Annotated in this window: 26 protein-coding genes and 2 tRNA genes; 16 read left to right on the top strand and 12 right to left on the bottom strand. The window is 62.9% G+C overall.

The window, feature by feature from the left end; all coding sequences use genetic code 11:
* The first annotated feature begins 149 nt into the window (after positions 1-149).
* On the top strand, positions 150-554 hold the full coding sequence (rnk, locus tag FA04_RS18960; RefSeq protein WP_029742406.1) for a nucleoside diphosphate kinase regulator: 405 nt from the start codon (positions 150-152) through the stop codon (positions 552-554).
* Between the two features lie 95 nt (positions 555-649).
* Here rnk and FA04_RS18955 read toward each other — a convergent pair whose 3' ends face one another.
* Entirely contained in the window at positions 650-1,105 is a 456-nt protein-coding gene (locus tag FA04_RS18955; RefSeq protein ID WP_029742404.1) for a DoxX family protein, read from the bottom strand.
* 214 nt (positions 1,106-1,319) lie between these two features.
* On the opposite strand from FA04_RS18955, the gene FA04_RS18950 reads away from it, so the two are divergent.
* Entirely contained in the window at positions 1,320-1,601 is a 282-nt protein-coding gene (locus FA04_RS18950; protein ID WP_029742402.1) for an Rdx family protein, read from the top strand.
* Between the two features lie 83 nt (positions 1,602-1,684).
* Entirely contained in the window at positions 1,685-2,029 is a 345-nt protein-coding gene (locus tag FA04_RS18945; protein WP_082566375.1) for a YqaA family protein, read from the top strand.
* Positions 2,030-2,043: 14 nt separating this feature from the next.
* Here FA04_RS18945 and FA04_RS18940 read toward each other — a convergent pair whose 3' ends face one another.
* Positions 2,044-2,670 (bottom strand): ribonuclease D, encoded by a 627-nt coding sequence (locus tag FA04_RS18940; protein ID WP_029742400.1) that lies wholly within the window; start codon positions 2,668-2,670, stop codon positions 2,044-2,046.
* Positions 2,671-2,777: 107 nt separating this feature from the next.
* Between FA04_RS18940 and FA04_RS18935 the strand changes: the two genes are divergently transcribed.
* The 3 genes from FA04_RS18935 to FA04_RS18925 all read left to right on the top strand — a co-directional run bounded on the left by FA04_RS18935 (position 2,778) and on the right by FA04_RS18925 (position 6,483).
* The gene (locus FA04_RS18935; RefSeq protein WP_029742399.1) at positions 2,778-3,089 is read left to right on the top strand and encodes a hypothetical protein; all 312 of its coding nucleotides are present in this window, start codon (positions 2,778-2,780) and stop codon (positions 3,087-3,089) included.
* A 209-nt stretch (positions 3,090-3,298) separates the two neighbouring features.
* On the top strand, positions 3,299-4,327 hold the full coding sequence (locus FA04_RS18930; protein ID WP_034804717.1) for a hydroxyacid dehydrogenase: 1,029 nt from the start codon (positions 3,299-3,301) through the stop codon (positions 4,325-4,327).
* Positions 4,328-4,476: 149 nt separating this feature from the next.
* Positions 4,477-6,483, top strand: a complete 2,007-nt coding sequence (locus tag FA04_RS18925; protein ID WP_082584707.1) for an adenylate/guanylate cyclase domain-containing protein — start codon at positions 4,477-4,479, stop codon at positions 6,481-6,483.
* Positions 6,484-6,486: 3 nt separating this feature from the next.
* Here the strand turns inward: FA04_RS18925 and FA04_RS18920 are convergent, their stop codons facing one another.
* The 3 genes from FA04_RS18920 to FA04_RS18910 form a co-directional block, all read right to left on the bottom strand.
* Entirely contained in the window at positions 6,487-7,434 is a 948-nt protein-coding gene (locus FA04_RS18920; RefSeq protein WP_029742396.1) for an adenylate/guanylate cyclase domain-containing protein, read from the bottom strand.
* Positions 7,435-7,712: 278 nt separating this feature from the next.
* A tRNA-Leu gene (locus tag FA04_RS18915) sits at positions 7,713-7,799 on the bottom strand.
* A gap of 77 nt (positions 7,800-7,876) precedes the next feature.
* Complete coding sequence (locus tag FA04_RS18910; protein ID WP_034805249.1) at positions 7,877-9,304, bottom strand: phosphomannomutase; 1,428 nt, start codon at positions 9,302-9,304, stop codon at positions 7,877-7,879.
* 224 nt (positions 9,305-9,528) lie between these two features.
* Here FA04_RS18910 and FA04_RS18905 point away from each other — a divergent pair, with 224 nt between their 5' ends.
* Both FA04_RS18905 and FA04_RS18900 read left to right on the top strand, forming a co-directional pair.
* Positions 9,529-10,056 carry a BA14K family protein gene (locus FA04_RS18905; protein ID WP_034805252.1) on the top strand — a complete coding sequence of 176 codons (528 nt, stop codon included), beginning with the start codon at positions 9,529-9,531 and terminating at the stop codon, positions 10,054-10,056.
* 233 nt (positions 10,057-10,289) lie between these two features.
* The gene (locus tag FA04_RS18900; RefSeq protein ID WP_034804720.1) at positions 10,290-11,045 is read left to right on the top strand and encodes a hypothetical protein; all 756 of its coding nucleotides are present in this window, start codon (positions 10,290-10,292) and stop codon (positions 11,043-11,045) included.
* On the opposite strand, the gene FA04_RS18895 is transcribed toward FA04_RS18900, so the two are convergent.
* A complete protein-coding gene (locus FA04_RS18895) occupies positions 11,034-11,375 on the bottom strand; it encodes a DUF6665 family protein (RefSeq protein WP_034804722.1) in 342 nt (113 codons plus the stop codon). The genes FA04_RS18900 and FA04_RS18895 overlap by 12 nt on opposite strands.
* Before the next feature lie 340 nt (positions 11,376-11,715).
* On the opposite strand from FA04_RS18895, the gene FA04_RS18890 reads away from it, so the two are divergent.
* On the top strand, positions 11,716-13,308 hold the full coding sequence (locus FA04_RS18890; RefSeq protein ID WP_034804724.1) for an ICP22 family protein: 1,593 nt from the start codon (positions 11,716-11,718) through the stop codon (positions 13,306-13,308).
* A gap of 137 nt (positions 13,309-13,445) precedes the next feature.
* Here FA04_RS18890 and rpsA read toward each other — a convergent pair whose 3' ends face one another.
* The 4 genes from rpsA to aroA all read right to left on the bottom strand — a co-directional run bounded on the left by rpsA (position 13,446) and on the right by aroA (position 18,131).
* Complete coding sequence (gene rpsA, locus FA04_RS18885) at positions 13,446-15,170, bottom strand: 30S ribosomal protein S1 (RefSeq protein ID WP_082005877.1); 1,725 nt, start codon at positions 15,168-15,170, stop codon at positions 13,446-13,448.
* Between the two features lie 149 nt (positions 15,171-15,319).
* Positions 15,320-15,958 carry a (d)CMP kinase gene (gene cmk, locus FA04_RS18880; RefSeq protein ID WP_034804727.1) on the bottom strand — a complete coding sequence of 213 codons (639 nt, stop codon included), beginning with the start codon at positions 15,956-15,958 and terminating at the stop codon, positions 15,320-15,322.
* Positions 15,955-16,761 (bottom strand): hypothetical protein, encoded by an 807-nt coding sequence (locus FA04_RS18875; RefSeq protein WP_034804730.1) that lies wholly within the window; start codon positions 16,759-16,761, stop codon positions 15,955-15,957. Before FA04_RS18875 ends, cmk begins: the two co-directional genes overlap by 4 nt.
* A gap of 23 nt (positions 16,762-16,784) precedes the next feature.
* Positions 16,785-18,131 carry a 3-phosphoshikimate 1-carboxyvinyltransferase gene (aroA, locus tag FA04_RS18870; protein ID WP_034804733.1) on the bottom strand — a complete coding sequence of 449 codons (1,347 nt, stop codon included), beginning with the start codon at positions 18,129-18,131 and terminating at the stop codon, positions 16,785-16,787.
* A gap of 297 nt (positions 18,132-18,428) precedes the next feature.
* Here aroA and FA04_RS18865 point away from each other — a divergent pair, with 297 nt between their 5' ends.
* Both FA04_RS18865 and FA04_RS18860 read left to right on the top strand, forming a co-directional pair.
* Positions 18,429-18,821 (top strand): TIGR02300 family protein, encoded by a 393-nt coding sequence (locus FA04_RS18865; RefSeq protein ID WP_029742385.1) that lies wholly within the window; start codon positions 18,429-18,431, stop codon positions 18,819-18,821.
* A 200-nt stretch (positions 18,822-19,021) separates the two neighbouring features.
* A tRNA-Ala gene (locus FA04_RS18860) sits at positions 19,022-19,097 on the top strand.
* Positions 19,098-19,129: 32 nt separating this feature from the next.
* On the opposite strand, the gene FA04_RS35235 is transcribed toward FA04_RS18860, so the two are convergent.
* Positions 19,130-19,660 (bottom strand): hypothetical protein, encoded by a 531-nt coding sequence (locus FA04_RS35235; protein WP_143106248.1) that lies wholly within the window; start codon positions 19,658-19,660, stop codon positions 19,130-19,132.
* On the opposite strand from FA04_RS35235, the gene FA04_RS18850 reads away from it, so the two are divergent.
* The 3 genes from FA04_RS18850 to FA04_RS18840 all read left to right on the top strand — a co-directional run bounded on the left by FA04_RS18850 (position 19,629) and on the right by FA04_RS18840 (position 21,687).
* Positions 19,629-20,414 carry a YdcF family protein gene (locus tag FA04_RS18850; RefSeq protein ID WP_034804736.1) on the top strand — a complete coding sequence of 262 codons (786 nt, stop codon included), beginning with the start codon at positions 19,629-19,631 and terminating at the stop codon, positions 20,412-20,414. The two genes, FA04_RS35235 and FA04_RS18850, sit on opposite strands and share 32 nt — an antisense overlap.
* A 107-nt stretch (positions 20,415-20,521) precedes the next feature.
* The gene (locus tag FA04_RS18845) at positions 20,522-21,157 is read left to right on the top strand and encodes a trimeric intracellular cation channel family protein (RefSeq protein ID WP_034804739.1); all 636 of its coding nucleotides are present in this window, start codon (positions 20,522-20,524) and stop codon (positions 21,155-21,157) included.
* 104 nt (positions 21,158-21,261) lie between these two features.
* Positions 21,262-21,687, top strand: a complete 426-nt coding sequence (locus tag FA04_RS18840; protein ID WP_034804743.1) for a plastocyanin/azurin family copper-binding protein — start codon at positions 21,262-21,264, stop codon at positions 21,685-21,687.
* A gap of 45 nt (positions 21,688-21,732) precedes the next feature.
* On the opposite strand, the gene irrA is transcribed toward FA04_RS18840, so the two are convergent.
* Entirely contained in the window at positions 21,733-22,155 is a 423-nt protein-coding gene (gene irrA, locus FA04_RS18835; protein WP_029742380.1) for an iron response transcriptional regulator IrrA, read from the bottom strand.
* 321 nt (positions 22,156-22,476) lie between these two features.
* Between irrA and fabA the strand changes: the two genes are divergently transcribed.
* Positions 22,477-22,992, top strand: coding sequence for a 3-hydroxyacyl-[acyl-carrier-protein] dehydratase FabA (gene fabA / locus FA04_RS18830; protein WP_029742379.1), 516 nt, complete (start codon positions 22,477-22,479; stop codon positions 22,990-22,992).
* Positions 22,993-23,039: 47 nt separating this feature from the next.
* On the top strand, positions 23,040-24,263 hold the full coding sequence (gene fabB, locus FA04_RS18825) for a beta-ketoacyl-ACP synthase I (RefSeq protein WP_029742378.1): 1,224 nt from the start codon (positions 23,040-23,042) through the stop codon (positions 24,261-24,263).
* Positions 24,264-24,266: the final 3 nt, after the last annotated feature.

Here is a 24,266-nt window from a genome sequence, read left to right as displayed (position 1 = left end):
AGCCCGGACGCTTGCGCTCTCCGGGTCAGGGGAGCCTTTCGCGTCGGCAGAAGAAATTTCCGAGCGCGGCTGAACGAGCGCCTAATCTCCAGAAAACCTATTCGATTGCGCCCTGTCGTGCGCTTCGATTGAACGTGTCAGGTCCCATCATGGCGGCAACCCGCAAGAAACTTCCCCCGATCATCATCAATGCCGAAGACCACAAGCGGCTGACGGCGCTCGCCTCCTCCGCGCTCGAGCGCGTGCCTGATGTGGCCGAGGCACTGCTCTTTGAACTCGACCGCGCCCGGGTCGGCGCGCCCGACGCGCTGCCCGCCGACAGCGTGCAGATGGGCTCCACCGTCGCCTTCGAGGCGGACAATGGTTTTGCCAAGCAGGTAACGCTCGTCTATCCCGGCGAGGCCGATATCGAGGCCGGCCGCATCTCTGTGCTGACCCCTGTCGGCGCGGCGCTGATCGGGCTCTCCGTCGGCCAGTCGATCGACTGGCAGGACCGGTCGGGCAAGGTCCACCGGATGACCATTCGCAGCGTGACGGCGAAGGAAAGCGCCTGAGAGGTCGCGACGGCGAAAGCCTCACCAGCTGCAAGACGAAAACGGGGAGGCCGGTTTTCACCGCCTCCCCGTTTTTCTAAGCGTCGTTCGTTCGATCAGAACTGCTTGCCGAGCTTGGCGTCGACAGACTGGCTGTTGGCGCCGCGGATGGCGAAGAAGAACAGGATCGCTGCCCAGAGGATCGACTTCTCTGCGCCGAAGAGGCCCTCACCCTGCACGATGCCATGGAAGTAGACGGTGACGAGCAGAACGATCATGCCGGCAAAGGCGGCCGGGCGCGTCAACAAACCGATCGCGATCAAAATGCCGCCGAAGAATTCGGTCGCGGCGAGCAGCGGCGACCAGAAGACGCCGGGATAGAAGCCGAGGCCCTCGACCATGCCAATCGCGCCGAAGGGATTGGTGATCTTGCCAAAACCGTGAACCGCAAGCAGAGCGCCGGCGAGCACACGCAACAGCGTTTCGGCGGATGTATTGAGCGGCAGATAGATCTTTTCCAGCGCCGGCAGGATGGCGCGCGGGCGGGAACTGGAAACGGTGACGTCGGTCATTAAGGGGCCTCTCCGGCGGTTGGGTGCGACAATTTGTGCAATGCCGCATTGTCTCGCCGCGACGACCGCGCAAAGCAAGCTATCCGCCGATAAAAACATGACTAAATTGGTTGACAATCGTGTGAGCGCAGCGTGAGCATGAGCCCCGGAACGCAGTTGTTTCCAACTGAGGCGACCGCTATGGTCGCCGCCCGAAGCACATCCGAGACACCCGATGGACCAGAAGCCGCGCATCACCATCCTTTACTGCACCCAGTGCAACTGGCTGCTTCGCGCCGGCTGGATGGCGCAGGAACTGCTGCAGACGTTCGGGCAGTCGCTCGGCGAAGTGGCGCTCATTCCCGGCACCGGCGGCAATTTCGAGATCCGCGTCGATGACGCGCTCATCTGGGAGCGCAAGCGGGACGGCGGTTTCCCCGGGCCGAAGGAACTGAAGCAGCGCATCCGCGACATCATCGAGCCGGAGCGCGATCTCGGTCATACGGACAGGAGCTGATCCTGGATTTCGGAATTCTTGCCGGCGTCTTTTCCGCGGCCTTCCTGTCGGCGACGTTGCTTTTCGGCATGTCGGAAGCTGCGATCGTGGCCGCCGCCCTGCACGGCGAAACGAGCCGCCCTGCCCTCTTCATCGCCGCGACATCAGGCAACGTGCTCGGCGCCGTCGTCAATTTTGCGCTCGGGCGTTTTCTGATCCGCTTCGAGGGGCGCCGGTGGTTTCCAGTTTCGCCGACCAATCGGCAAAAGGCAGAGGCGCTCTTTGCCCGCTACGGCCAGCCGGTGCTGCTTCTTTCCTGGCTGCCGGTCATCGGCGACCCACTGACGCTGGTCGCCGGATTGCTGCGCATGAAGCTGCCGCTGTTCCTGCTGTTCGTCACCATCGGCAAGGCCGCACGTTATGCGGTCGTCCTTTACCTGACGCCATAACAGCCCCGCACAACTCAGCTGTGCGCGAAGATATCCGTCTCGTCCCAGCCAAGCAGGTCAAGCTTGGAGCGCGTCGGCAGGAAGGCGAAGCAGGCTTCGGCATGCTCGATGCGACCATCGCGGATGAGGCGCGCCGTCAGCTTGTCGCGCAGCGCATGCAGGTGCAGCACGTCGGAGGCGGCATATTCGAGCTGCGCCTGCGACAGGGTCTCTGCTGCCCAGTCGGACGACTGCTGCTGCTTGGAAATGTCGACGTCGAGCATTTCCTTGAGGTTGTCCTTGAGGCCGTGGCGATCGGTGTAAGTGCGGGTCAGCCGCGAGGCGATCTTGGTGCAGAAGACCGGCGTCGTCGTCACCCCGAAGGTATGGAAGAGGACGGCGATATCGAAGCGGCCGAAATGGAAGATCTTCTGGCGGGCCGGATCGGCAAGCATGGCGACGAGGTTCGGCGCTTGCTTCTGGCCGGCTGCGATGCGGATCACGTCGGCCGTACCGTCGCCCGGAGACAGCTGCACCACGCAAAGGCGATCACGGCGGGGGATGAGGCCGAGCGTTTCCGTGTCGATCGCGATTGCGCCTCGATAACGGTCGGCGTCGGCTGCGGAGATATCGCCTTCATGGAACCGTATTGCATTCGCCATCGAAAATCCCCAGATCAAACGAAGTGGTGTGGCCTATAGCGCAAGTTTGGCGTCGGCGATACCGTTGTCACGTTCCGCCCGCCGGCTGCCCTTTGAAAGTCCTGACGATGACGTCTTTTCAACCCGCCCTCGCTCTCTCCACGCTCGCGCTGGCGATCGGGCTGACGGCCATGCCGGCACCGGCGCAGACCTATCGGGACCTGCCGGGCGTGCGCCAGATGGATCCGTTGAATGGTGGTGGCGACCAAACCGTATGCGAGCAGACCTTTGTCGACCGAAACTATCCGTTCGAATCGTCGGCCCGCGGCGGCCCCATCTACGACACGATCTACAACTGCCGCCGTGGCGACGGGCCGGTCTTCCAGGGCAGCGACCTGCCGCCTTCGCTCTATCGGCAGAAGCGTGGTCTCGGCTACTAAGCAAAAACACGACAAGCAATCCTCGTGCGAAGACAGCATCGGGACCGCCACGCCGCTTGGCAAGCGGTGGAGCTGTTCCTAGCCTCACGGCCAGAGCATGGGCGTCCTCCGTCTCAGCGCCGCGCAAAGGTCACGGTAGCGCTTTGAGGTGCTGCATGTTTTTATCCTTCGATCGACCCGATCAAAGGAAACCTGCAGTGGGAGGAACCATGCCCGACAACCGGCCGCTTGCCATCAGTGCACCCGCACCACGCACGCTCGATCTCATCTTCACACCGGAAACCCTCAAGGACCTGCATCGCCGCTACCGCATCGTCGAAGCGGACCCGGAGGATATCGCCGGCCTTGGCGACGACGTGCTCGGCAACGCCCACTACATCATCGGCCAGCCCCCGCTCGACCACGCCACCCTCAGGCGCATGAGCCAGCTGAAGGCGATCCTCAACGTCGAAAGCAACCTGATCAACAACATGCCCTATGAGGTGCTGTTCGAGCGCGGCATCCATGTGGTGACCACCGGGCAGGTCTTTGCCGAGCCGGTGGCGGAACTCGGCCTCGCCATGGCGCTCAACATCGCCCGCGGCGTCGTCGACGCCGACCTTTCCTTCCGTGAAGGCCGCGAACTCTGGGGTGGCGATGGCAACCGTTCGGCGCGCCTGCTTTCCGGCTCCGAGATCGGCATCATCGGCTTCGGCGATCTCGGCAAGGCCCTGAACCGCGTGCTCTCCGGCTTCCGGGCGAAAATCCGCGTCTTCGACCCCTGGATGCCGGCCTCGATCCTGCGGGACAATGGCGTTGAACCGGCATCGCTCGAGACCGTGTTGGGCGAAAGCGACTTCGTCTTCGTCGTTGCTTCCGTTACCAGCGAGAACGAAGGCTTCCTTGGCGAGAAGGCGTTTGCCCGCATGCGTCCGGGTGCTGCCTTCATTCTCCTCAGTCGCGCCGGCGTCGTCGATTTCGAGGCGCTGATGGCCGCGGTCGCAAGCGGCCATATCGTGGCGGCGAGCGACGTCTTTCCGGAGGAGCCCCTGCCGCTCGACCATCCCGTTCGCCGCCTGCCGGGCTTCCTGCGTTCGGCGCACCGCGCCGGCGCGCTCGACAGCGCCTTCAAGAAAATGGGCGACATGGTGCTCGAAGACATGGACCTGATGGATCGCGGCCTGCCACCGATGCGCTGCAAGCGTGCCGAGCGCGAAACCGTCGCGCGCATGCGCTCGAAGCCGGTAACGATGAACTGAGACATTTTTCGCTGCGGATCTCGGCGGGATCGTGCATCCCGCCGATTAACGTGTTTTATGGGATTCGCATTTAACTTTTCTTGCACATGCGATCAACCTTGCACGTTAAGGTCGTCGCCGAGGCATCGTTACGGGATCAGAGAAACGCGATGGTAGACACGGCGCCCGGCGCTCGACAAGGCAAAGCACGCGATGGCTGGAACAGTTCGCTGCGATCGCTGTTCAGCCTCGTCATGGTCGCCATGCTGATCGTCGTTTCCGCGACGCTTGTCGGGCTTGACTACCATCGCTCGCGCAACGCCGCGATCGCTGATGCCGAGGCCAACATGCGCGGCTTCATGAACCGCCTTGTCGACCGGCTGGGCGTGCTCTCGGGCGACACTTCCGCCCTCGTCAATCTCGTCTCCTCCGTCGCCAATTCCTTCCTCGTGCCCCCGCCTGAACGCATGAACGACAAGGTGGCGGTGCTTCGTGAAGGCATCACCCGCTCGCCGCACATCGATGGGGTGTATGTCGGCTATCCCAACGGCGCCTTCTTTCAGGTCGTCGACCTCAAGCAGGTTGCCTGGCGCATGGCGCTCGACGCGCCCCGTGGCGCCGCCATTGCGGTGCGCTCGATGGAAAGGGACTCAAACGGCAAGCCGCTCCAGCGCGTTCTCTTCGTCGACAAGGACGGCACGCAATTCTCCGAACGGCGGCTACCGCCATCGAGCTTCGACCCGCGCACGCGGCCCTGGTATCGCGCGGCCGTTAACGGCAAGGCCGCGGTCTCGACCGGCCCTTATGAAAGCGCCACCACCGAAACACTGGGCATGACCATCTCGCAGGCGCATCGCGGCAATCCGCAGATCGTCATCGGCGCCGATGTCGTGCTCGATACGATCACCGACTTCCTCGCCCGCGAACGGCTGACTGCTGGTTCGGTGTCCTTCATCCTCGATGCCGTCGGCCGGCCGATCATCCATTCCGACCGGGTGATGATGCGACGCATCATGGCTGCCAAGGACAAGGACGCCCCGATCGTGCAGGCCGACAGCGAACCGCTGATCCAGAGCATCCGCCAACATCCACCAGCGCCCGACAAGGCCGACTTCGTCCAGGTCGGGGACCGCACCTACCTCGTCATGGTAACGCCGCTCGAATCCGCGCTGCTTCTCTCCGGCAACCGCGCCGTGGTGGCCGCACCGCTCGACGAATTGATGGCGGACGCCAACAAGACGCTCGTTCAGGGGCTGGCGATTTCCGGGGCCGTGGTAGCCTTGGCGGTACTCGCCTCGCTGGTGCTGGCGCATCTGATTACCAAGGGGCTCAACCAGCTGACCGCCAGCGCCAACCGGCTGCAGGACCTCGACTTCACCACCCCGATCGATGTTTCCTCGCATGTCAGCGAAATCTCGACCCTCGGCGGCGCCATGAACCGGGCCCGCGATGCAATCTTCACCTTTGCGCTCTATGTGCCGAAGGAACTGGTGCGCAAGGGCATCGAATCCGGCCATTTCAGCGGCCGCTCCGCCTGGCGTCAGGAAGTCACCGCGCTCTTCACCGACATCTACGATTTCACTACGCTCAGCGAACGGCATTCGCCCGAGGAGGTGGTGGCGATGCTGTCGGAGTATTTCGATATCTTCAGCGAGACGGTCGGCGAGCACGACGGCACGATCATCCAGTTCCTCGGCGATTCGGTCTTTGCGATGTGGAACGCCCCGGCACCGGACGACAAACACGCCGAGAATGCCTGTCGGTGCGCGCTCGCGGTCCAGCAGCGCCTCAGCATCTTCAACGAAGCACAGCGCAAGAAAGGACTGCCGGAGTTCCGCACACGCTTCGGCATTCACACCGGCACCGCCGTCGTCGGCAATGTCGGCGCCAAGGAGCGGCTGCAATACACCGCCATGGGCGACACGGTGAACGTCGCCTCGCGCCTCGAGGGCATGAACAAGAACTACGGCACGATGATCATGGCGAGCGGCGCGGTCGTTGCCCATACGGGTGGCACGATCCACTTCCGGCCGCTCGGCACAGCGCAGGCCAAGGGCCGAGCCTCGGCCCTGGAGATTTACGAAGTGCTGGGCGCGGAGCCGAAAGAGCCGGAAGCCCTCGATGACGGCCCGAAGACACACGACAACTTGTCGGCCGGCTCCGAAAGCCGCGAATAGACGTCAGGAGCCGAGGCGGCGGTTCTGCCGGGTGACCCAGCGAATGCCGCCGACCACGGCGAAGGCGAGCAGTGGCCAGACGGCCCAGAAGACGCCGCGCCAGGTCAAGAGATTGATGGTGAGAAGCACCAATCCCGAGAGCACCAGTATGCCGATGCTGCGGTCCACCCACGGGTTGGTCTTGATCCAGGCAAGGCCGGCAAGGATGGCGAGGCCAAGCAGCGGCCAGACGGACCAGAAGGTTCCGTTCCAGGTCAACAGGTTGAGAGCGACCAAGCCAGCGGCAACGATGTAGAGAACCGGGAGCGATCCGCTCCTGATTGCCGCAATCACGCCCACCGGCTCCGGACGCGGCTTGGCCGCCTCGGCAGCGGCTGCTTCAGCACGGCGGCCGAAGGTCTCTGCGGCAAAGGTCGGACGGGGATCGTCCGCGCCGATGCGCACGGCATAGCTCGGCACACCGCCATCGATGTTCTTGACCTCAAGAGGCCCCAGAAAATCGAAACCGACGGCGACCTTGTTGCGCACCTGGTCGTACACGGTATTGGAGATGACGATGCCGCCAGCCGGCGCGGACGCCTGCAGCCTGGCTGCAACATTGACGCCGTCGCCGTAGAGATCGTCGCCCTCGGCGATCACGTCGCCGAGATTGATGCCGATGCGAAACAGCATCTGCTCGTCGGCCGCGCATTTCTCGTTGCAGCCGGCGAGTTCGTTCTGCACGTCGATCGCGGTGCGCAGCGCTTCCACGACGCTCGGAAACTCGGCGATCAGTCCATCACCCCAGGTGTTGACGACACGGCCCTCATGCGCCTCGATGAGCCTTCCCATGGCATCGCGATGGCGCTTCAACGTGGCGAGCGTGCCCTCCTCGTCGGCGCGCATCAGCCGCGTGTAGTCCTGGACGTCCGCGGAGAATATGGTCGTCAGCTTGCGACGTGTCTCAGACATCGCTTCGTCCTTCTCAAAGCCGCCGCCCCGGCGGACGATAACATGGGACTGCCCTCACGCGGAAAGCCTGCCCTTCATAGGCGATAGAATATCAATGCTGCCGGCCCAAGCTTCAAGGCGCACCACGCGAAAATATCCTGGGCATGCAACCATCCTGGTCGAAGAGCGAGGCTCGGAAGGCAGGAAATCGCCACGGAATCCGGCCAAACGCCAGAAACGAAAAAACCCCGGCGAACCGGGGTTTTTCAGAACCAAATCAAAGATTTGGTTTGGGAATTTGGTGCCCAGAAGAGGACTCGAACCTCCACACCCTTTCGAGTACCAGCACCTGAAGCTGGCGCGTCTACCAATTCCGCCATCTGGGCGACGAGCGGGTGTGTAAAAGGCTCGAGTCGAAGTGTCAACAGGCTTTTTGAAGTTTTCGTGTCGGAGGACAAAAAACTCAGTTCGAGGCGGTTTTTGCCCAATGCCGGATTGTGGATAGACCGCTCGACAGCAGTCCCTCGGCCGCCTCGGCCGTGTCCGCCTCGACATAGCAACGCATCTCCGGTGCATTTCCGGAGGGGCGGAAGTGAATGATGCGACCGTCGTCAAGCGTCACCCGCAGCCCGTCGATGTCGCTGACGGCGACCGGCCGGCCGATCGGCGCCAGGAATGCCGCGAGATTTTCGTCGCCGCCGCGCAAATGGGCCATCAGCCGGGCGCTGGTTTCGACCGGGAAGTTTTCGAGCCGGTCGCTGAGCGCCACGGGAAGCCGATAGGAGGCGGCCAGCACCGACAGCGAGAGTTTGGCCTCTGCCGCCGCAGCCAATGCGGCGACGATCGGCAGGACGCAGTCGCGGGTGGGCAGCGGCTGGAGGGTTGCGCCGTTGACGACGAAGGGGCTGGCCGTCAGCGTGCCGCCATTGGCCTCGAAGCCGGCGACCTTGGTCGACCCCTCGTCCAGGGCCTCCTGCATTCCGGCGATCACGAAGGGCGACCCGACACGGGTGCGCAGCACGGAGAGCCCTTCCCTGCGCTCCAGGCCCGAATTCGAGGTGACCGGCGTGACGGCAAGCGTAGCACCGAGGAAGCCGCAGGCAATCAGCCCGAGGAGATCGCCGCGCAGCGGCAAGCCGTTCTCGTCCGCGACCAGCGGCCGGTCGCCGTCGCCGTCCGCCGATACAATCGCATCGAGCCGGTGTTCGCGGGCCCATTCCTGAAGGCGTTCGATCGTGTCGGTGGACACCGCTTCGGTATCGACGGGGATAAAGTGTTCCGAACGTCCAAGGGCGACGACCTCGGCGCCAAAGAAGGCGATCAGATCGGCGAGAAGATCCCGCGCGACGGTGCTGTGCTGGTAGACGCCGACCTTGAGGCCGGCGAGCGCGCCGGCGGGCAACAACTGCCGGTTTCGCTGGATGAAGAGCATGGCTGCGCGGGACGCATGGTCCTCACCAATCCCCTGATTGGCGACCGGCTCGATCTGCCCGGCGATTTCATCGGCAATCCGGCTGATGGCGACCTCATCTTCCTTGTCGATCTCGCCGTCCGGCCGATAAAACTTGATGCCGTTTCGATCAGCCGGGATATGGGAGCCGGTGATCATCAGACCAGCGGCTCCGCATTCGCGGCCATAGAGCGCAAGCGCCGGCGTCGGCACCGTGCCACAATCGAAGACGCGCAGTCCTTCGCGCGCGAGTGCCGAGGCACAGACTGCCGCGATTTCCGGGCTCGAATCGCGAAAGTCGCGGGCGATCACGATCGGGTCACCCGGCTGGCTGCGCCCGGACGTCAGAAGATAGCGCGCAAACGCGGTCGCGTAGCGGGCCGAAGGCTCACCCTTCAGTTCCTCTGAAAGGCCACGCAGGCCGCTGGTACCAAACTTCAACTGCATCGCATTCTCCGCTGCCCAGTTTCGGGGAAAACAGGGCAAATATTACAGTGACGCGCGGCACGGACCGGCGCATTCTGGACATGACAACGCACGGACGGAAATCCGGTGGCTCTCCGCCACGCGCTCCTTGCCCGTTGCCATGAATAAACCAAGAAAAGAAAACGTAATACAGGCAGGGACACAACCGGAAGGCAGTGCTTTCCGAAAGCGAGGACAAAATGACGGGATTTCGCAATTTCGTTATCGGCTGCAGCTTGGCCGCCGCCTCCCTGATCACCCCCGTCGGACCTGTGCAGGCGATGCCGCTTCAGGCGCCCGACCTTCAGATCAAGGCACAAGGCGACGTCCAGAATGTGCAGTATTACCACCGCCGTTACGGCGGATATGGCGGATACGGCTGGCGAGGCGGTTGGGGAGGCCCCTATTACAGACGCGGATGGGGTAGCCCCTACTATGGCGGCTCCGGCCTGACCCTCTACTTCGGCTCGGGCGGATACTACGGCGGCGGTTACTATGGCGGCGGATACTACCCCCGCTACGGCTACTATCCCCGCTACGGCTACAATCGCGGCTATTATCCCCGCCGTTACTACGGCGGCAACTACTACTATCGCGATCGGTATGTCGGTGGCGGCAACGCCCATGTCAGCTGGTGCCTGTCGCGCTACCGTTCCTACAATCCGGCAACCAACCGGTTCTTGAGCTACGGCGGCGCTTACAAGGTCTGCTATTCGCCCTATCGCTAGAGCGCGGCGCGTCCGCATGAACGCACGAGAAACGCTCTAGCGCCCTAATTGGGGCGCGGCCTGGCCATACCGCCTGCGCACCTTCTCTCCGCCCCGCATTAGCGGGAGTTAGAAGTTTTGCGCGCCATCACCGGCGCTTGCGTGCCCCAACATCTCGGCAGCGCCAGTTAAACCGGCATTAACTGCAAGAGCCTACCGTTTCAAAACGATCCACTGTGCTGCCAGGATGAATCATGCTGCTTCCGACCCAGCAATCTGCCGCCACCGCGACGACCAATCTGGTCGGCTCGATCCTCAAGGACATCGAAAAGCGGCAGACGGAGGAAGAAGAAAAGGCCAAGAGCACAAAGGACGACCGGCTCCTGAGGGCGCAGGTCGAGCCCGATGGCGCTCAAAAGGCCGCCAACGAGAAGATCAACGGCTATTTCTTCGATCATGCTCGCAACGACGCCAACAACAACCGCGCCGTGCTCATCCGTGAGGTCGGAAAATTTTTCGACATCGAGCGTGAAACGTTCAAGTCCGATTCCGCCTTTGCAAGGGAAATCGAGAACCAGCTGAAGCAGCTGGAATCGCCCGCCATTGCGAAAATCGAGGAAGAACTGGGGCTCGACAAGCTCGGACTGTCGCTTACGGAGCTGGTCGAGGCGCTCAAAAACCCCGGCGGCCCGGAAAACGACGCACTGAAGGTTGCGCTCGGCGAGACGAGTGACAAGGGACCTCAAAGCGCTGCACAAGCCGCAAATGCCGTCGACCGCCTGAAGAGCGCGACGGAGCCTGCGTCGACCGAGGAAGCCCAGCTCAACAGCCTGCGCGGTGACCCGACGCGCAGAACCGACAAGCTGTCGCTCGACGAAGAGGAGCAGCATCTGCGGGCGCTCCACCTCAAGGACGAGATGGAAGATATTGCCGACCAACGCACGGCAGCCGACCCCTTTTTGCGCTTCGACGACAACGGCCTCTATAGGCTCGCTGCGCTAAGCCTCTGACGGCGTTCGGCGCACGATGCCGAGCCGCGCCATGACCTCCTTGGGTATGCCATAGCGGCGAACCACATCGCGGCTGTCACGCAGGCCGCAAATCTCCCGCTGAATGAGGAAGGCCCATACGGCATCGGCCGCCTCGTCGAGCACCCGCTCGCGTAGATCCCTCGCCACATCTCCCTTCAATGCCGCAAGCGCTGCAAGCGCCTTTTCGACCTTGAGGCCATGCCGGCCAAGCGCATCGGCGCGCTCGGACATCAATTCGCATTCGAGCACGTTGAAGGCGCCGGCCGTCGAGAAGTTCGGGCCTAGGGCTTTTGGGGGACGGACTGTCATCCGAAACTCCTGGCACAGACACCATTCGAGCCTGCAGAGCGGCTCCCTTAAAGATAGGCCTTGCAGACCCGTCCGCAAGCCGGGCTGCGACATGCCGGGCGCCGAAACATGGTTAAGAATTCATAAACCTCTTTGCCCTAACCTCAAACCATCATGCCGATTCTCCTATCCGCGGCCGAGCCGCGGCTGTCTGGCCATTCGCCACGACGCGCATGAGGCGCCAACCCGCAAGTGATGAACAGAAAGTCGCGCGCAAGCCGAAAAATCGGACCGCGCCCGAGCGCGTTTCGTCGTTCCACGACGAATGGTCAAACCGAGGTCAAGCGAGATGGAGACCAGAATGCTGATACCCATCCAGGCGGCTCGAACCGCGGCCGCCACGGAAGAGACGAGCGCAAGGACGCTGCAGCCTGCAGCACCATTGACCGCCAGCCAGCGTGGCGAAGCCATACAGAAGATCCTCGATGCGCTGACGCGGCATCTTTCCGGTCGTGAGATCCTTTCGAAGGACGCGCTGGTGCGCCTGATGGAGGATCTGGCACGCATCCTGAAGTTCCCGCCACTCCCGCAGGAGGGGGGGCGCGATTTCGTCCGGCGGTTGGTGGCCTTCCTCGAATCGATGCCGACGTCCGACCGGCTGCTTCTGGAGCGTCAGCTTGGCGGGCGCAATCTTTCAATCCGCGTCGGCCTGCTAGCGGACCTGCCGGCGATCCGCAACGGCACGAGCGCGCCGGGCGGCACCGCGACACCCATGCCGGCGCAGGCGCGCGACGTCATCCTGCGCAACCCCTCGCTCCAGCCGGCGCTGCCGTTCAGCCAGACCGCGGCACGAACGCCGCTCGGTGGTGAAGTCGCACTTCTACAGGCTGTGCTGCGGAAGACCTTTAGCGTCGGCAACGATGTGACCGAGCCGCAGGGCGAGGATCTGGACGCGGCCGGAACCGAAGCGCCATCAAAGAGCGGAAGCGAAAAGCCCACGGAGCGGGGTGAGGCGCGCGCGAACGCCGCGAAGAGCGCTTCATCGGGCGACACGCCGATCGGGAGCGCTGCCTCGCTGCTTGCGGGCGAAGGCGAGATCGCGGAAGCGGCATCGCTGTCTGGCCCCATCGCCGAGGCCGAGCAGGACCTGCAATCCGGCGAAGTCGGACACGGCGAGACGGAAGCGCCCGCCGGAGACAGTGCCGCAACACCGCTTGAAGCGCATGGCGCCGATGAAATGGAGGCTGCCGACACGATCGAAGGCGAGGATCCCGACGGCACCTACGGCCCGCTGCCCGATGCCGACGAAGAAGACGGCCATAGGACCACCGCCGCCGGTCGCAACGATCCGGAGGTGCGCTCGGCACGCGTGCTCTCCGAGGCCATCAAGACGCTCATCCGCGACAGCTTGGCCTTGCCTGCCGGCGCGGCCGATGGCGATCCGGGATCGGCGACGCAGCAGACGGACGAGCCGGCTACGCAGCCCCAGCCCGCCGCCAAGGAAGCTGGAATGCGCATCGCTGATGCCGCCGCCCGCCAGCGCGCCGTAATGGACGCCGGCACGACCTTGCCGTCGCTGCTCGACGATCGCTCCGAGGAGACCGCTGCACCACCGCGCGGACCCACGGACATTCGCCCGCAACGCGCCACGGACGAGCAGACGGTGCAGCAGATGATCGCCAGACTGGTGGAAAACGGCCTGCCGCGCGAGGCCATCCCCTTCGCTATGATCCCCTATCCAGTGGCCGCCGGCGAGGTGGAAGGCGAAGACCATTCGCGCGGCATGCCCGGAGGCTCGGGCGAAGATGCAGCGAGTGAGGAAGAAACGGCACAAGAGGGAGGCGACGGAAATCCGGAAGACGGAGAGCCGACCGGCGAAGCCATGCAGGAGGGCGAGGCACAGGAAACGCCCGACGCCTACGATCTTTACCGCAGGCTCGGCGGTCTCGGCTAAGACGCCGGTTCAGCCTTAAGCGCGGGCCTAGCCCCATCCAGGGCTGGGGGCCGATTTCACAATTCGGACTTGGTTGGAAAGAAAAACCCGCGGAGATCGCTCTCCGCGGGTTTTCCAATTCAAACGTCAGGCAACGATTACTCGTTGTTCTGGCGGTTCTTCAGAGCAGCGCCGAGGATGTCGCCGAGCGAAGCGCCCGAGTCGGACGAACCGAACTGAGCAACGGCTTCCTTCTCTTCAGCGATTTCCAGAGCCTTGATCGACAGCTGGATCTTGCGGTCCTTCTTGGAGAAGTTGGTGACGCGAGCGTCGACAACCTGACCAACCGAGAAACGCTCCGGACGCTGTTCGTCACGATCACGCGACAGGTCAGCGCGGCGGATGAACGAGGTGATGTCTTCGTGGTTGACGAGCTTCACTTCGATGCCGCCATCGTTGATCGCGATGATCTCGGCCGAAACAACGGCGTTCTTGCGCAGTTCACCCGAAGCAGCGGCGTCGCCGACTGCATCCTTGCCGAGCTGCTTGATGCCGAGCGAGATGCGCTCCTTCTCGACGTCGACGTCAAGAACAACAGCGCGAACGACGTCGCCCTTGTTGAACTCTTCGATGACCTGCTCGCCCGGACGGTTCCAGTCGAGGTCGGAAAGGTGAACCATGCCGTCAACGTCGCCGTCGAGGCCGATGAACAGGCCGAATTCGGTCTTGTTCTTGACTTCGCCTTCGACTTCGGTGCCAGCCGGATGGCTATGCGCGAATGCCTGCCACGGGTTCTCGAGCGTCTGCTTGAGGCCGAGCGAGATACGACGCTTGGTCGGATCGACTTCGAGAACGACAACGTCGACTTCCTGGCTCGTGGACAGGATCTTGCCGGGGTGTACGTTCTTCTTGGTCCAGGACATTTCGGAGATGTGGATCAGGCCTTCGATGCCCGGCTCCAGCTCGACGAACGCACCGTAGTCGGTGATGTTCGTGACGGTACCGGAGATCTTCTTGCCGACCGGGTACTTCGCACCGATGCCATCCCACGGATCCGACTCGAGCTGCTTCATGCCGAGCGAGATGCGGTGGGTTTCCTGGTTGATGCGGATGATCTGGACCTTGACCTGCTGGCCGATGTTCAGGATCTCCGACGGATGGTTCACGCGGCGCCATGCCATGTCGGTGACATGGAGCAGACCGTCGATGCCGCCGAGGTCGACGAACGCACCGTAGTCGGTGATGTTCTTGACGACGCCTTCGACAACCTGGCCTTCTTCAAGGTTCTGAACGATTTCAGAACGCTGCTCGGCGCGGGACTCTTCGAGAACCGTACGACGCGATACGACGATGTTGCCGCGGCGCTTGTCCATCTTGAGGATTTCGAAGGGCTGCGGGTTGTGCATCAGCGGGGTGACGTCGCGGATCGGACGGATGTCGACCTGCGAGCGCGGAAGGAAGGCAACGGCGCCGTCGAGATCGACGGTGAAGCCACCCTTGACCTGGTTGAAGATGATGCCTTCGACGCGTTCGCCGGCTTCGAACTTCACTTCCAGGCGCATCCAGCTTTCTTCGCGGCGAGCCTTTTCGCGCGACAGAACAGCTTCGCCGAGCGCGTTTTCGATGCGCTCAACGTAGACTTCGACTTCGTCGCCGACCTTGAGCGAGCCGTCCTTCGCCTTCGCGCCGAATTCCTTCAGAGCGATGCGGCCTTCGACCTTCAGACCGACGTCGACAACGGCGACGTCCTTTTCGATGGCCGTGACAATGCCCTTGGCAACATAGCCTTCGGCGAGATCGGTCTTCGCGAAGGATTCTTCGAGAAGCGCTGCGAAATCGTCACGGGTTGGGTTGGTAGCAGACATGGAATCTCCTGCATGCATCTCACGGGGGAGACGCATATGCGCCGGGGGCTGGTGTTGAACAGGCCTGAACCCAGTCCGCCCCATCGAAGGGACAATCCGGCGCGTGGACGGAATTTCAGGCTTATGCAAGAGGAGCGATCCTGACAGTGTCGGGGATGGGCTCTTCTTCAGATCTTCTTGATCAGGGCCGCATCGATCAAAGACTTCGCGGCCTGAAACGCCGCCTCTATACTCATTTCAGACGTATCAAGCAAGTGCGCGTCGTCGGCCGGGCGCAAAGGACTGTCGGCGCGGCCCATATCACGCTCGTCGCGCTTCTTCACATCTTCGAAAATCGTCTGGTAGTCGGCCGGCTGACCATTGCCGGTGATCTCGTCGTAGCGGCGCTGCGCCCGTACTTCCGGCGATGCTGTGACATAGAGCTTCACCGGCGCATCCGGGCAGACGACCGTGCCGATGTCGCGGCCGTCGAGCACCGTACCGGGCTCGCGCAGCGAAAAAGCCTGCTGCGCCTCGACCAGCGCCCGGCGCACGGCCGGCATGACCGCGATCTTCGAGGCGGCCTCGCCGATCGCGTGGGCGGAAAGCACCGAGCGATCGAGCCCGGCCAGTTCAACCTCGCGCGCCACCTTCTCGGCGACCGCCTCGTCGTCGAGCGGCAAGCCGCCATCGAGCAGCGCCTTGGCGGTGGCGCGGTAGGTGAGGCCGGTATCGAGATGATGGAAGCCGTATTCCTCGGCGATGCGGCGCGAGAGCGTGCCCTTGCCGGCTGCGGCCGGTCCGTCGATAGCGATGGTGAACGTCATTTTCCAACCTGCATATGTATGTGGTCGTCGTGCCTGGCGGCCCGGCAACCCTGAAACCGAATGGACTCCGCTTCGACGCCAAGTCTCTGCGCCAGATGCGGCTCCACGAAAATCTTCTCGATGCCGAAACCGCTCCCCTCGGCCGAGAGCCAGCGGAGCGCCTCTGCGGTCCGGCCTTCTTCCAGCGGCAAGGGCCGCCACAGCGATTGCAAGAAGTCCAAGTCCCAGCGCAAGGTCAAGAGGTCTTCGCGATCCCGGCATGGGAGAATGCTGTCCGGTCGCGGCTGCTCGAAGGCAAAATAGCCGATCGGCGAGCGGGTCGCCTTATCCTTATAGCTGCCCTCGGCATCCTGATAGAAGAACGCGACATCGAGCTTCCGACCGTCCGAATGGGACAAATGCGGGAAGAGCGGAAAACCGTCGAAGAACGGAAAGTTGGCGTCGAGCGCCAAGGTGGTCGTTCCGGGGAATACCTGATCCACATGGCGTGACAGGGCAGCGGCCGCTTCCTTCAGTTCCGGAACGACATATTGGCGGTTCAGGACACAGAAGAGCGGCGACTGCATTTTCAGCCGCGACGTGCCGTCGTCGAAACAGGGCAGAGGAACGCGGCCGAAGATCGGCGCAATGGCATAGCTGAGCGCGGTCCCTGCCGCATAGAGGCCGAGAAAGAGCGCCAGAAATACGGCAACGCCGGCTCTCCTTCGACGCAGGAGCCCAAGAGTGACGATCCAGACGGCGCCACCGATCTGCGTCAGCAACGTCAGAAGAACCACGACCGCGAGTGTCAGCAGCCATCTCATTGTTACCGCCGGAATCGTGGGTCTCACGCGATCCTCGCGCCGAGGCTGGTCATGAGGTGCATGAATTCAGGAAAGCTTGTCGCGACCATCGACACGTCGTCGACGGTGACCGGATGTTCGGATGCAAGCCCGAAAATAAGGAAGCTCATGGCGATGCGGTGATCGAGATGGGTGTTTACGGTCGCGCCGGCAGCGCTTCCGAGCCCCTTACCGTCGCGACGGCCGCGCACGACCAGCGACGAGGCGCCCTCCTCGCAATCGACGCCATTGCGCTTCAGGCCCGCGGCGATGGCGGCGAGGCGATCGGACTCCTTCACACGCAGTTCGTCGAGCCCGGCCATGACGGTATTCCCCTCGGCGAAGGCGGCGGCGATGGCGAGAGCCGGGTACTCGTCGATCATCGAGGCGGCGCGCTCTTCGGGAACGGTGACACCGCTGAGTTCCGAGTGCCGTACGCGCAGATCCGCCACGTCCTCCCCGCCAACCTGTCTGCTGCCGATCACCTCGATATCCCCTCCCATCTCCTTAAGCGTCAGGATCAGGCCCGTGCGCGTCGGGTTCATCAGCACGTTGGTGATCGTGATGTCCGAGCCTGGGACGATCAGGGCTGCGACCAGCGGGAAAGCCGCGGACGAGGGATCGCCGGGCACGTCGATCTCCTGGCCGGTAAGCTTGCCGCGACCGTCAAGGCGGATCGTACGGACGCCGCTGACGTCGGTCTCGACAGAGAGCGCGGCGCCAAATGCCTCCAGCATCCGTTCCGTATGATCGCGCGTCATGACCGGTTCGATGACAGTGGTGATGCCGGGCGCGTTGAGACCGGCAAGCAGCAACGCCGACTTCACCTGTGCCGAGGCGACGGGCACGCGATAGGTGATCGGGGCAGGCGTCTTCGGTCCGCGTAGGGTCACCGGCAGGCGATCGCCTGCGGCGGCCCTCACCTGCGTGCCCATTTCACGCAAGGGCTCGAGAACCCGCGCCATCGGCCGGCGGCCGAGCGAAGCATCGCCAAGGAATGTCGTTTCGAAGTCGTAGACGCCCGCCAACCCCATCGCCAGACGGCAGCCTGTGCCAGCATTGCCGAAATCGAGCGGCGCTTCCGGCGCAAGCAGTGCACCGTTGCCGACACCATCGACGATAAAGGTATCGGCCTCCTTACGAATGCGGGCCCCCATCGCCTGCATCGCGCGGCCGGTGGCCAGCACGTCCGCGCCTTGTAGCAGGCCGGTAATGCGCGTCTCGCCGCTAGCAAGCCCGCCCAGCATCAGCGCCCGGTGCGAGATCGACTTGTCGCCGGGGATGCGGATCGAGCCGCGCAGATCGGCGGACTTTCGGGCAGTGGCGGGTCTCGGGCCCGATCCATGAGACATGCGGCATCCTCTGGCCCGAAAGGGCGCTCTCACCGAAGGGCACAACCGCGCCCGCACCGCGGCACTCCTATCACACCCTCGCTGCGTGTTTCCATAAATTGCGGCCGCTCGAGGAGCGCCACAAGGGGCGGGCAAGAGCCGGAAAGCCAGCAACGCCGGGGCTTTGGCGATTTGTCTTTGACAGATGCGGCCAAGACGATTATGGGGACCGGCTAATCATCATAAGCTTGATACCCTTTCCACCCGCCGGCTTTCCGGCAAGCGCCGGCTCGGCCGGCCATTCAAGAGGCTTTGACTGTGGCAAAACCGGAACTTGGAACAAAGCGCATCGACCCGGAAACGGGGCGCAAATTCTACGATCTGAACAGTGATCCGATCGTTTCGCCTTACACCGGCAAGTCCTATCCGCTGTCCTTCTTCGAAGAAACCTCGGTCGCCAAGGTGCTCGAGAAGGAAGAAGAAGAAGAGGTAACGGAAGTCGACGCAGAGAACACCGAAGTCGAACTCGTTTCGCTCGAGGATGCCGATGATGAGGCAGCGGGCGGCGACGACCTGCCGGATCTCGGCGACGACGACGTCGAAATCGACGGCGACGACGATGACGACACCTTCCTGCAGACCGACGACGAAGACGATGACGACGACATGAGCGACCTCATTGGCGTGTCGGACGACGAAGAAGACGTCTAAGCGCTTCAAATGACAAAGAAATGCTCCCGTCCTCGGCCAAAGTGGCCCGGACGGGAGAAAAACGGCCCGGACAAAAAATAAATCCACGGGCCACGCATTTTTCGGCTTGCCATCCTCAAAAAGGGGAAGTAATAAGCCGCCACTCGCCGAGCACAACAGCTCGACGAACTTCCCGGACCGGCCTAGCCGGAACCCGATATGGGGCTATAGCTCAGCTGGGAGAGCGCTTGCATGGCATGCAAGAGGTCAGCGGTTCGATCCCGCTTAGCTCCACCAAAACCTTCCTTCGATTGATCAGTACCCAGTCCTCAGGGACCCTCGTTCGCGGCCATTTCGTCCAGCGAATCCAGGATCATCGTCAGCAACCGGATGATGTCGGCGGATTCGAGCAGAGCATTGCGGATTTCGCGCTCGGACCGTTTGGGTATGGAACCGGCAATGTCCAGCAGGATGTTGGTCACGTCCGGCGCTTCGGTGTTCGGTTCCATGCCCGTCTGCTCGCGCATGCAGCGGATCAGCGCCACTGCGCCTTCAAGCAAACGCTGTGCCTGCACCGGGGTGAGGTCATGGACCTCGTTGGCGGCACGAAACAGCTGCGATCGGAAGCCGGCTATCGTGGTCATCTCGCGGATGATACTCCTTTCGGCTTCAAATGAAAGTGGTGGCCGGGGCCGCCCACGCAACGTTCGGATGAACATGGTGCATGCGTTACCTTGCGCGAACGCGAACAGCCGTTTCGCGCGCAACATCCGGCCGCGCGCCATGCATTCATGATTTGTTAAGCAGCGGAACGCAGAAGCTGGTGCCATGTTTCTGATCTCGAAAATCTTCTGGCTCATTGTGCAGCCGCTGTCGTTCTCGCTGCTCGCCGTCATCGCCGGGCTGCTTGCGACGGCCATCGGCTGGCGACGCATCGGCGCCGTTCTCGGCAGCCTGGGCGCGCTGGTTCTTTTCGTCAGCCTGTTCACCACCGCTGGCCCCTATGCCCTGCAAGCGCTTGAGGATCGATTTGTGCGCCCGACGCCGCCGACAGCGCTTTCCTGCATCATTGTGCTCGGCGGCGCCTTCGAAAACGAAGTCATGGCAAGCCGCGGCGGCACGGAGCTCAACCAGGCAGCAGACCGCTTCATCGAGACAGCGAGCCTCGCCAAGCGCTATCCCGAAGCACGAATCCTCGTCTCCGGCGGCGATGGCTCGATCAGCGGCGCCTACGAGGGCGATGCGCTGGCCTCGAAGGCGTTCTTCGACATCTTCGGCATTGCGGCCGATCGGGTGATCCGCGAGGAAGATTCGCGCACCACCTTCGAGAACGCGCGCTACACCAAGGATCTTCTGGCGGCAAACGGGCTGACGCAATGTGCGCTCGTCACCTCGGCGTATCACATGCCGCGCTCCGTCGGGCTGTTCCGCGCCAACGACATCGACGTCCTGCCCTGGCCGACCGACTACCGCACCAGCGGCAAGGTGCGGCTTGGCTTCGATTTCACCCAGCCCTCACTGAACGCGCAGCTGACAACGACGGCCGCCAAGGAATGGACCGGGCTCGTCGCCTATTACCTGCTCGGCCGCACTCAGACGGTGCTGCCGCGCTAGACGACCATGACACGCCCCAGTGCAGCAAATGGCAGCGCGCCTCCTGACTTCATCCCGACGGTGCGCTAATGATCTGCGGGAGCCAATCGGGCTGAAACGGAGCGCCCATGCCGATCCTCGAAATCCTCGACTATGCCGGTGTGGCCGTGTTTGCCGCAACCGGGGCGCTGTCGGCCTCGCGCAAGCAACTCGACATCATCGGCTATCTGTTCCTGGCCTCGGTCACCGGCATCGGCGGCGGCACGATGCGTGACGTCGTGCTCGGCGCAACGCCCGTCTTCTGGGTCACCAATCCGACCTATCTTCTGGTCTGCGCGACGGTCGCCGTTCTCCTGTTCTTCACCGCCCATCTCTTCGATTCCCGCTACCGGGTCCTCGTCTGGCTCGATGCGATCGGGCTGTCGGCCTATTGCGTGATGGGTGCGGCGAAAGGCTATGCAGCGACGGGGTCGCCGAGCGTCGCGCTCGTTACCGGCATGCTGACGGCGACGTTCGGCGGCGTGCTTCGCGATCTGCTGGCCGGAGAACCCTCGGTGCTGCTGCGGCCGGAAGTCTATGTGACGGCAGCGCTGATCGGTGCCAGTGCCTACGTGCTGGCGACGATGGCGGGACTACCACTTGTGGCCGCCTCAACGCTCGGCGTGGCCTCGGCCTTTGCCGTGCGTGCCGGTGCGCTCAAGTTCGGATGGACGCTGCCGACCGGCAAGGCGCTGCCGGGCCGCGATCCGGACGACGTGATGTGAGCCTTTCGCACGTGCGTGCCTATGACAGGCGGCGGACAGCGCCGGTATCGTAGTTGATGCGGTGTCGGCCGCCACCCGGGCGGCTTCAGCGAAAGGGATACCGCATGCGTTTCTTCAGCAACAAGCTTGCCGCACTCGCCCTTCTTTGCATGGCCTCGCCGGCATTTGCCGCCACGACCGTCAAGGTCGTCGAAGGTGGTGAAGCGGGCGGCCCGATGACACTGACACTCGACCAGTCGACGATAAAGGCCGGAGAGACTGTCTTCCTGGTGCACAACGACGCCATGACGGAAGAGCACGAGATGGTGCTGGTGAAGCTGAAATCAGCCGACCAGAAGATCAATCTCATCGCGGCCAAGCATCGGGTCGACGAAAAGCAGCTCAAGAGCCTCGGCGAGGTTTCCGAGCTGAAGCCCGGAGCCGACGGCCAGCTGAAAGCCAAGCTCGCGCCGGGCAGCTACGTGCTCCTTTGCAACATCAAAGGACACTACGAGGCCGGCATGCGCGCCAATCTGACGGTGACGGAATAGCGGCGATCGATCGCCATCGCGGCCACCATGACGGTGGCCGCCGGATCAGCGGTCGTTTTTACGGCGCAGACGAATGACCACGTCGACATGGGCGATCTCCATGCCCTCGGGCGGTTCCGGCAGATTGTCGATGTGGATGTTGCTGACCGGAATATCGAGAACCTCGTTCTGGCCCTCGACGAAGAAGTGATGATGGTCCGACACGTTGGTGTCGAAATAGGTCTTGGCGCTTTCCACCGCCAGCACGCGGATCATGCCGGCTTCGGTAAACTGGTGCAGCGTGTTGTAGACGGTCGCCAGCGACACTGGCACGCCGGCCATGACGGCCTCTTCGTGCAGTTCTTCGACGGTCAGGTGGCGATCACCCTTGGCAAAGATCAGATCGGCGAGGGCAACGCGTTGACGGGTCGGACGCAGGCCTGAGTGGCGTAGCCTTTCTTCCGAACTCACTTCTGTTGCTTTCGTCATCAAGGGTCGTTCCATGTATCCCGGCGAAATTCACAATACTTCCTCCGCGATATAACTTTTACGTCCTCGCCTTTCAATAGATTCCAGCCCTGACAGGCGTTGCAAAGCCCGAAAAACCGGTCAAACTCGGGGAATGCTGGCAATTAACTCTGGTCGCGCCCACATTGATCCTGTAAGCGACGGCGGAGTGAAATCGCCATCAGAAGCGATGGAGACCGGACGGAAAACCGCAAGATCCGGGTCGCCACGCTTCATTTCAAGCCGAACTTGCTCTAAAGCAGGTCGGACAACACAATTTGTTACGCGGGGAAACATCTATTCATGACGACCAGACAATCCAGCTTCAGCTATGAGGAAATCCTGGCCTGCGGCCGTGGTGAGTTGTTTGGCCCCGGCAATGCCCAGCTGCCGCTGCCGCCGATGCTGATGGTCCACCGCATCACCGAAATCTCCGAGACCGGCGGCGCCTTCGACAAGGGTTACCTGCGCGCCGAGTACGACGTGCGGCCGGACGACTGGTATTTTCCCTGCCACTTCCAGGGCAACCCGATCATGCCCGGCTGCCTCGGCCTCGATGGCATGTGGCAGCTGACCGGTTTTTACCTCGGCTGGCTCGGCGAGCCCGGCCGCGGCATGGCGCTTTCCACCGGCGAAGTGAAGTTCAAGGGCATGGTGCGTCCCCATACCAAGCTTCTCGAGTACGGCATCGACTTCAAGCGCGTCATGCGCGGACGGCTCGTGCTCGGCACGGCCGACGGCTGGCTGAAAGCCGATGGCGAGACTATCTATCAGGCAACCGACCTCCGCGTCGGCCTGTCGAAGGATAAGGCCGAGTAAAATTCAGGCCTTTCCGCAGCCAACGAAATAAAGAAAAGGTCAGTACCATGAGACGGGTTGTTGTCACGGGCCTCGGCATCGTTTCCTCGATCGGGAACAATGCAGACGAAGTTACGGCGTCGTTGCGCGATGCCAAGTCGGGCATCACGTTTTCTCCCGATTTCGCCGAGAATGGCTTCAAGTGCCAGGTCTGGGGCGCGCCGTCGCTCGATCCGACCGAACTCGTCGATCGCCGTGCCATGCGCTTCCTGTCTCAGGGCGGCGCCTGGAACCACGTGGCGATGAAGCAGGCGATCGCCGACTCCGGTCTGGAAGAAGCCGTCATCGCCCGCAACGAGCGTACCGGTATCATTATGGGCTCGGGCGGACCGTCCACCCGCACCATCGTTGAAGCGGCCGACATCACCCGCAAGAACGTCAGCCCGAAGCGCATCGGCCCGTTCGCCGTTCCCAAGGCGATGTCTTCGACGGCGTCGGCGACGCTTGCCACCTGGTTCCAGATCCACGGCGTCAACTACTCGATCTCGTCGGCCTGCTCGACCTCGGCCCATTGCATCGGCAACGCCGCCGAGATGATCCAGTGGGGCAAACAGGACGTGATGTTTGCCGGGGGTCACGAAGACCTCGACTGGACCATGTCCAACCTGTTCGACGCCATGGGCGCCATGTCGTCGAAGTACAACGAAACGCCGGCGACGGCTTCGCGCGCCTATGACGCCAACCGCGACGGCTTCGTTATTGCCGGTGGCGCAGGCGTTCTCGTTCTCGAAGAACTGGAGCACGCCAAGGCCCGCGGCGCGAAGATCTACGCCGAAATCGTCGGCTACGGCGCCACCTCCGACGGCTACGACATGGTGGCTCCGTCGGGCGAAGGCGCAATCCGCTGCATGCGTCAGGCGCTCTCGACCGTGAAGGGCGAGGTCGACTACATCAACACCCACGGCACCTCCACCCCGGTTGGCGACAGCAAGGAAATCGGCGCGATCCGCGAAGTGTTCGGCAGCAAGATGCCGCACATCCAGTCGACCAAGTCGCTCACGGGTCACTCGCTCGGTGCGGCCGGCGTGCAGGAATCGATCTACGGCCTGTTGATGATGCAGGCGGGCTTCATCGGCGAAAGCGCGCATATCAGCGAGCTCGATCCGGAATTCGATGGCGTTCCGATCGTTCGCAAGCGCATCGACAATGCCAAGATCGATACGGTTCTTTCGAACTCCTTCGGCTTCGGCGGCACCAACGCAACGCTCGTCTTCCAGCGCTACAACGGATAACAC

This window comes from Ensifer adhaerens (assembly GCF_000697965.2).
GTDB lineage: Bacteria > Pseudomonadota > Alphaproteobacteria > Rhizobiales > Rhizobiaceae > Ensifer > Ensifer adhaerens.
Note: the sequence above shows the minus strand (reverse complement) of the source record. Positions and strands in the feature narration are given on the sequence as shown.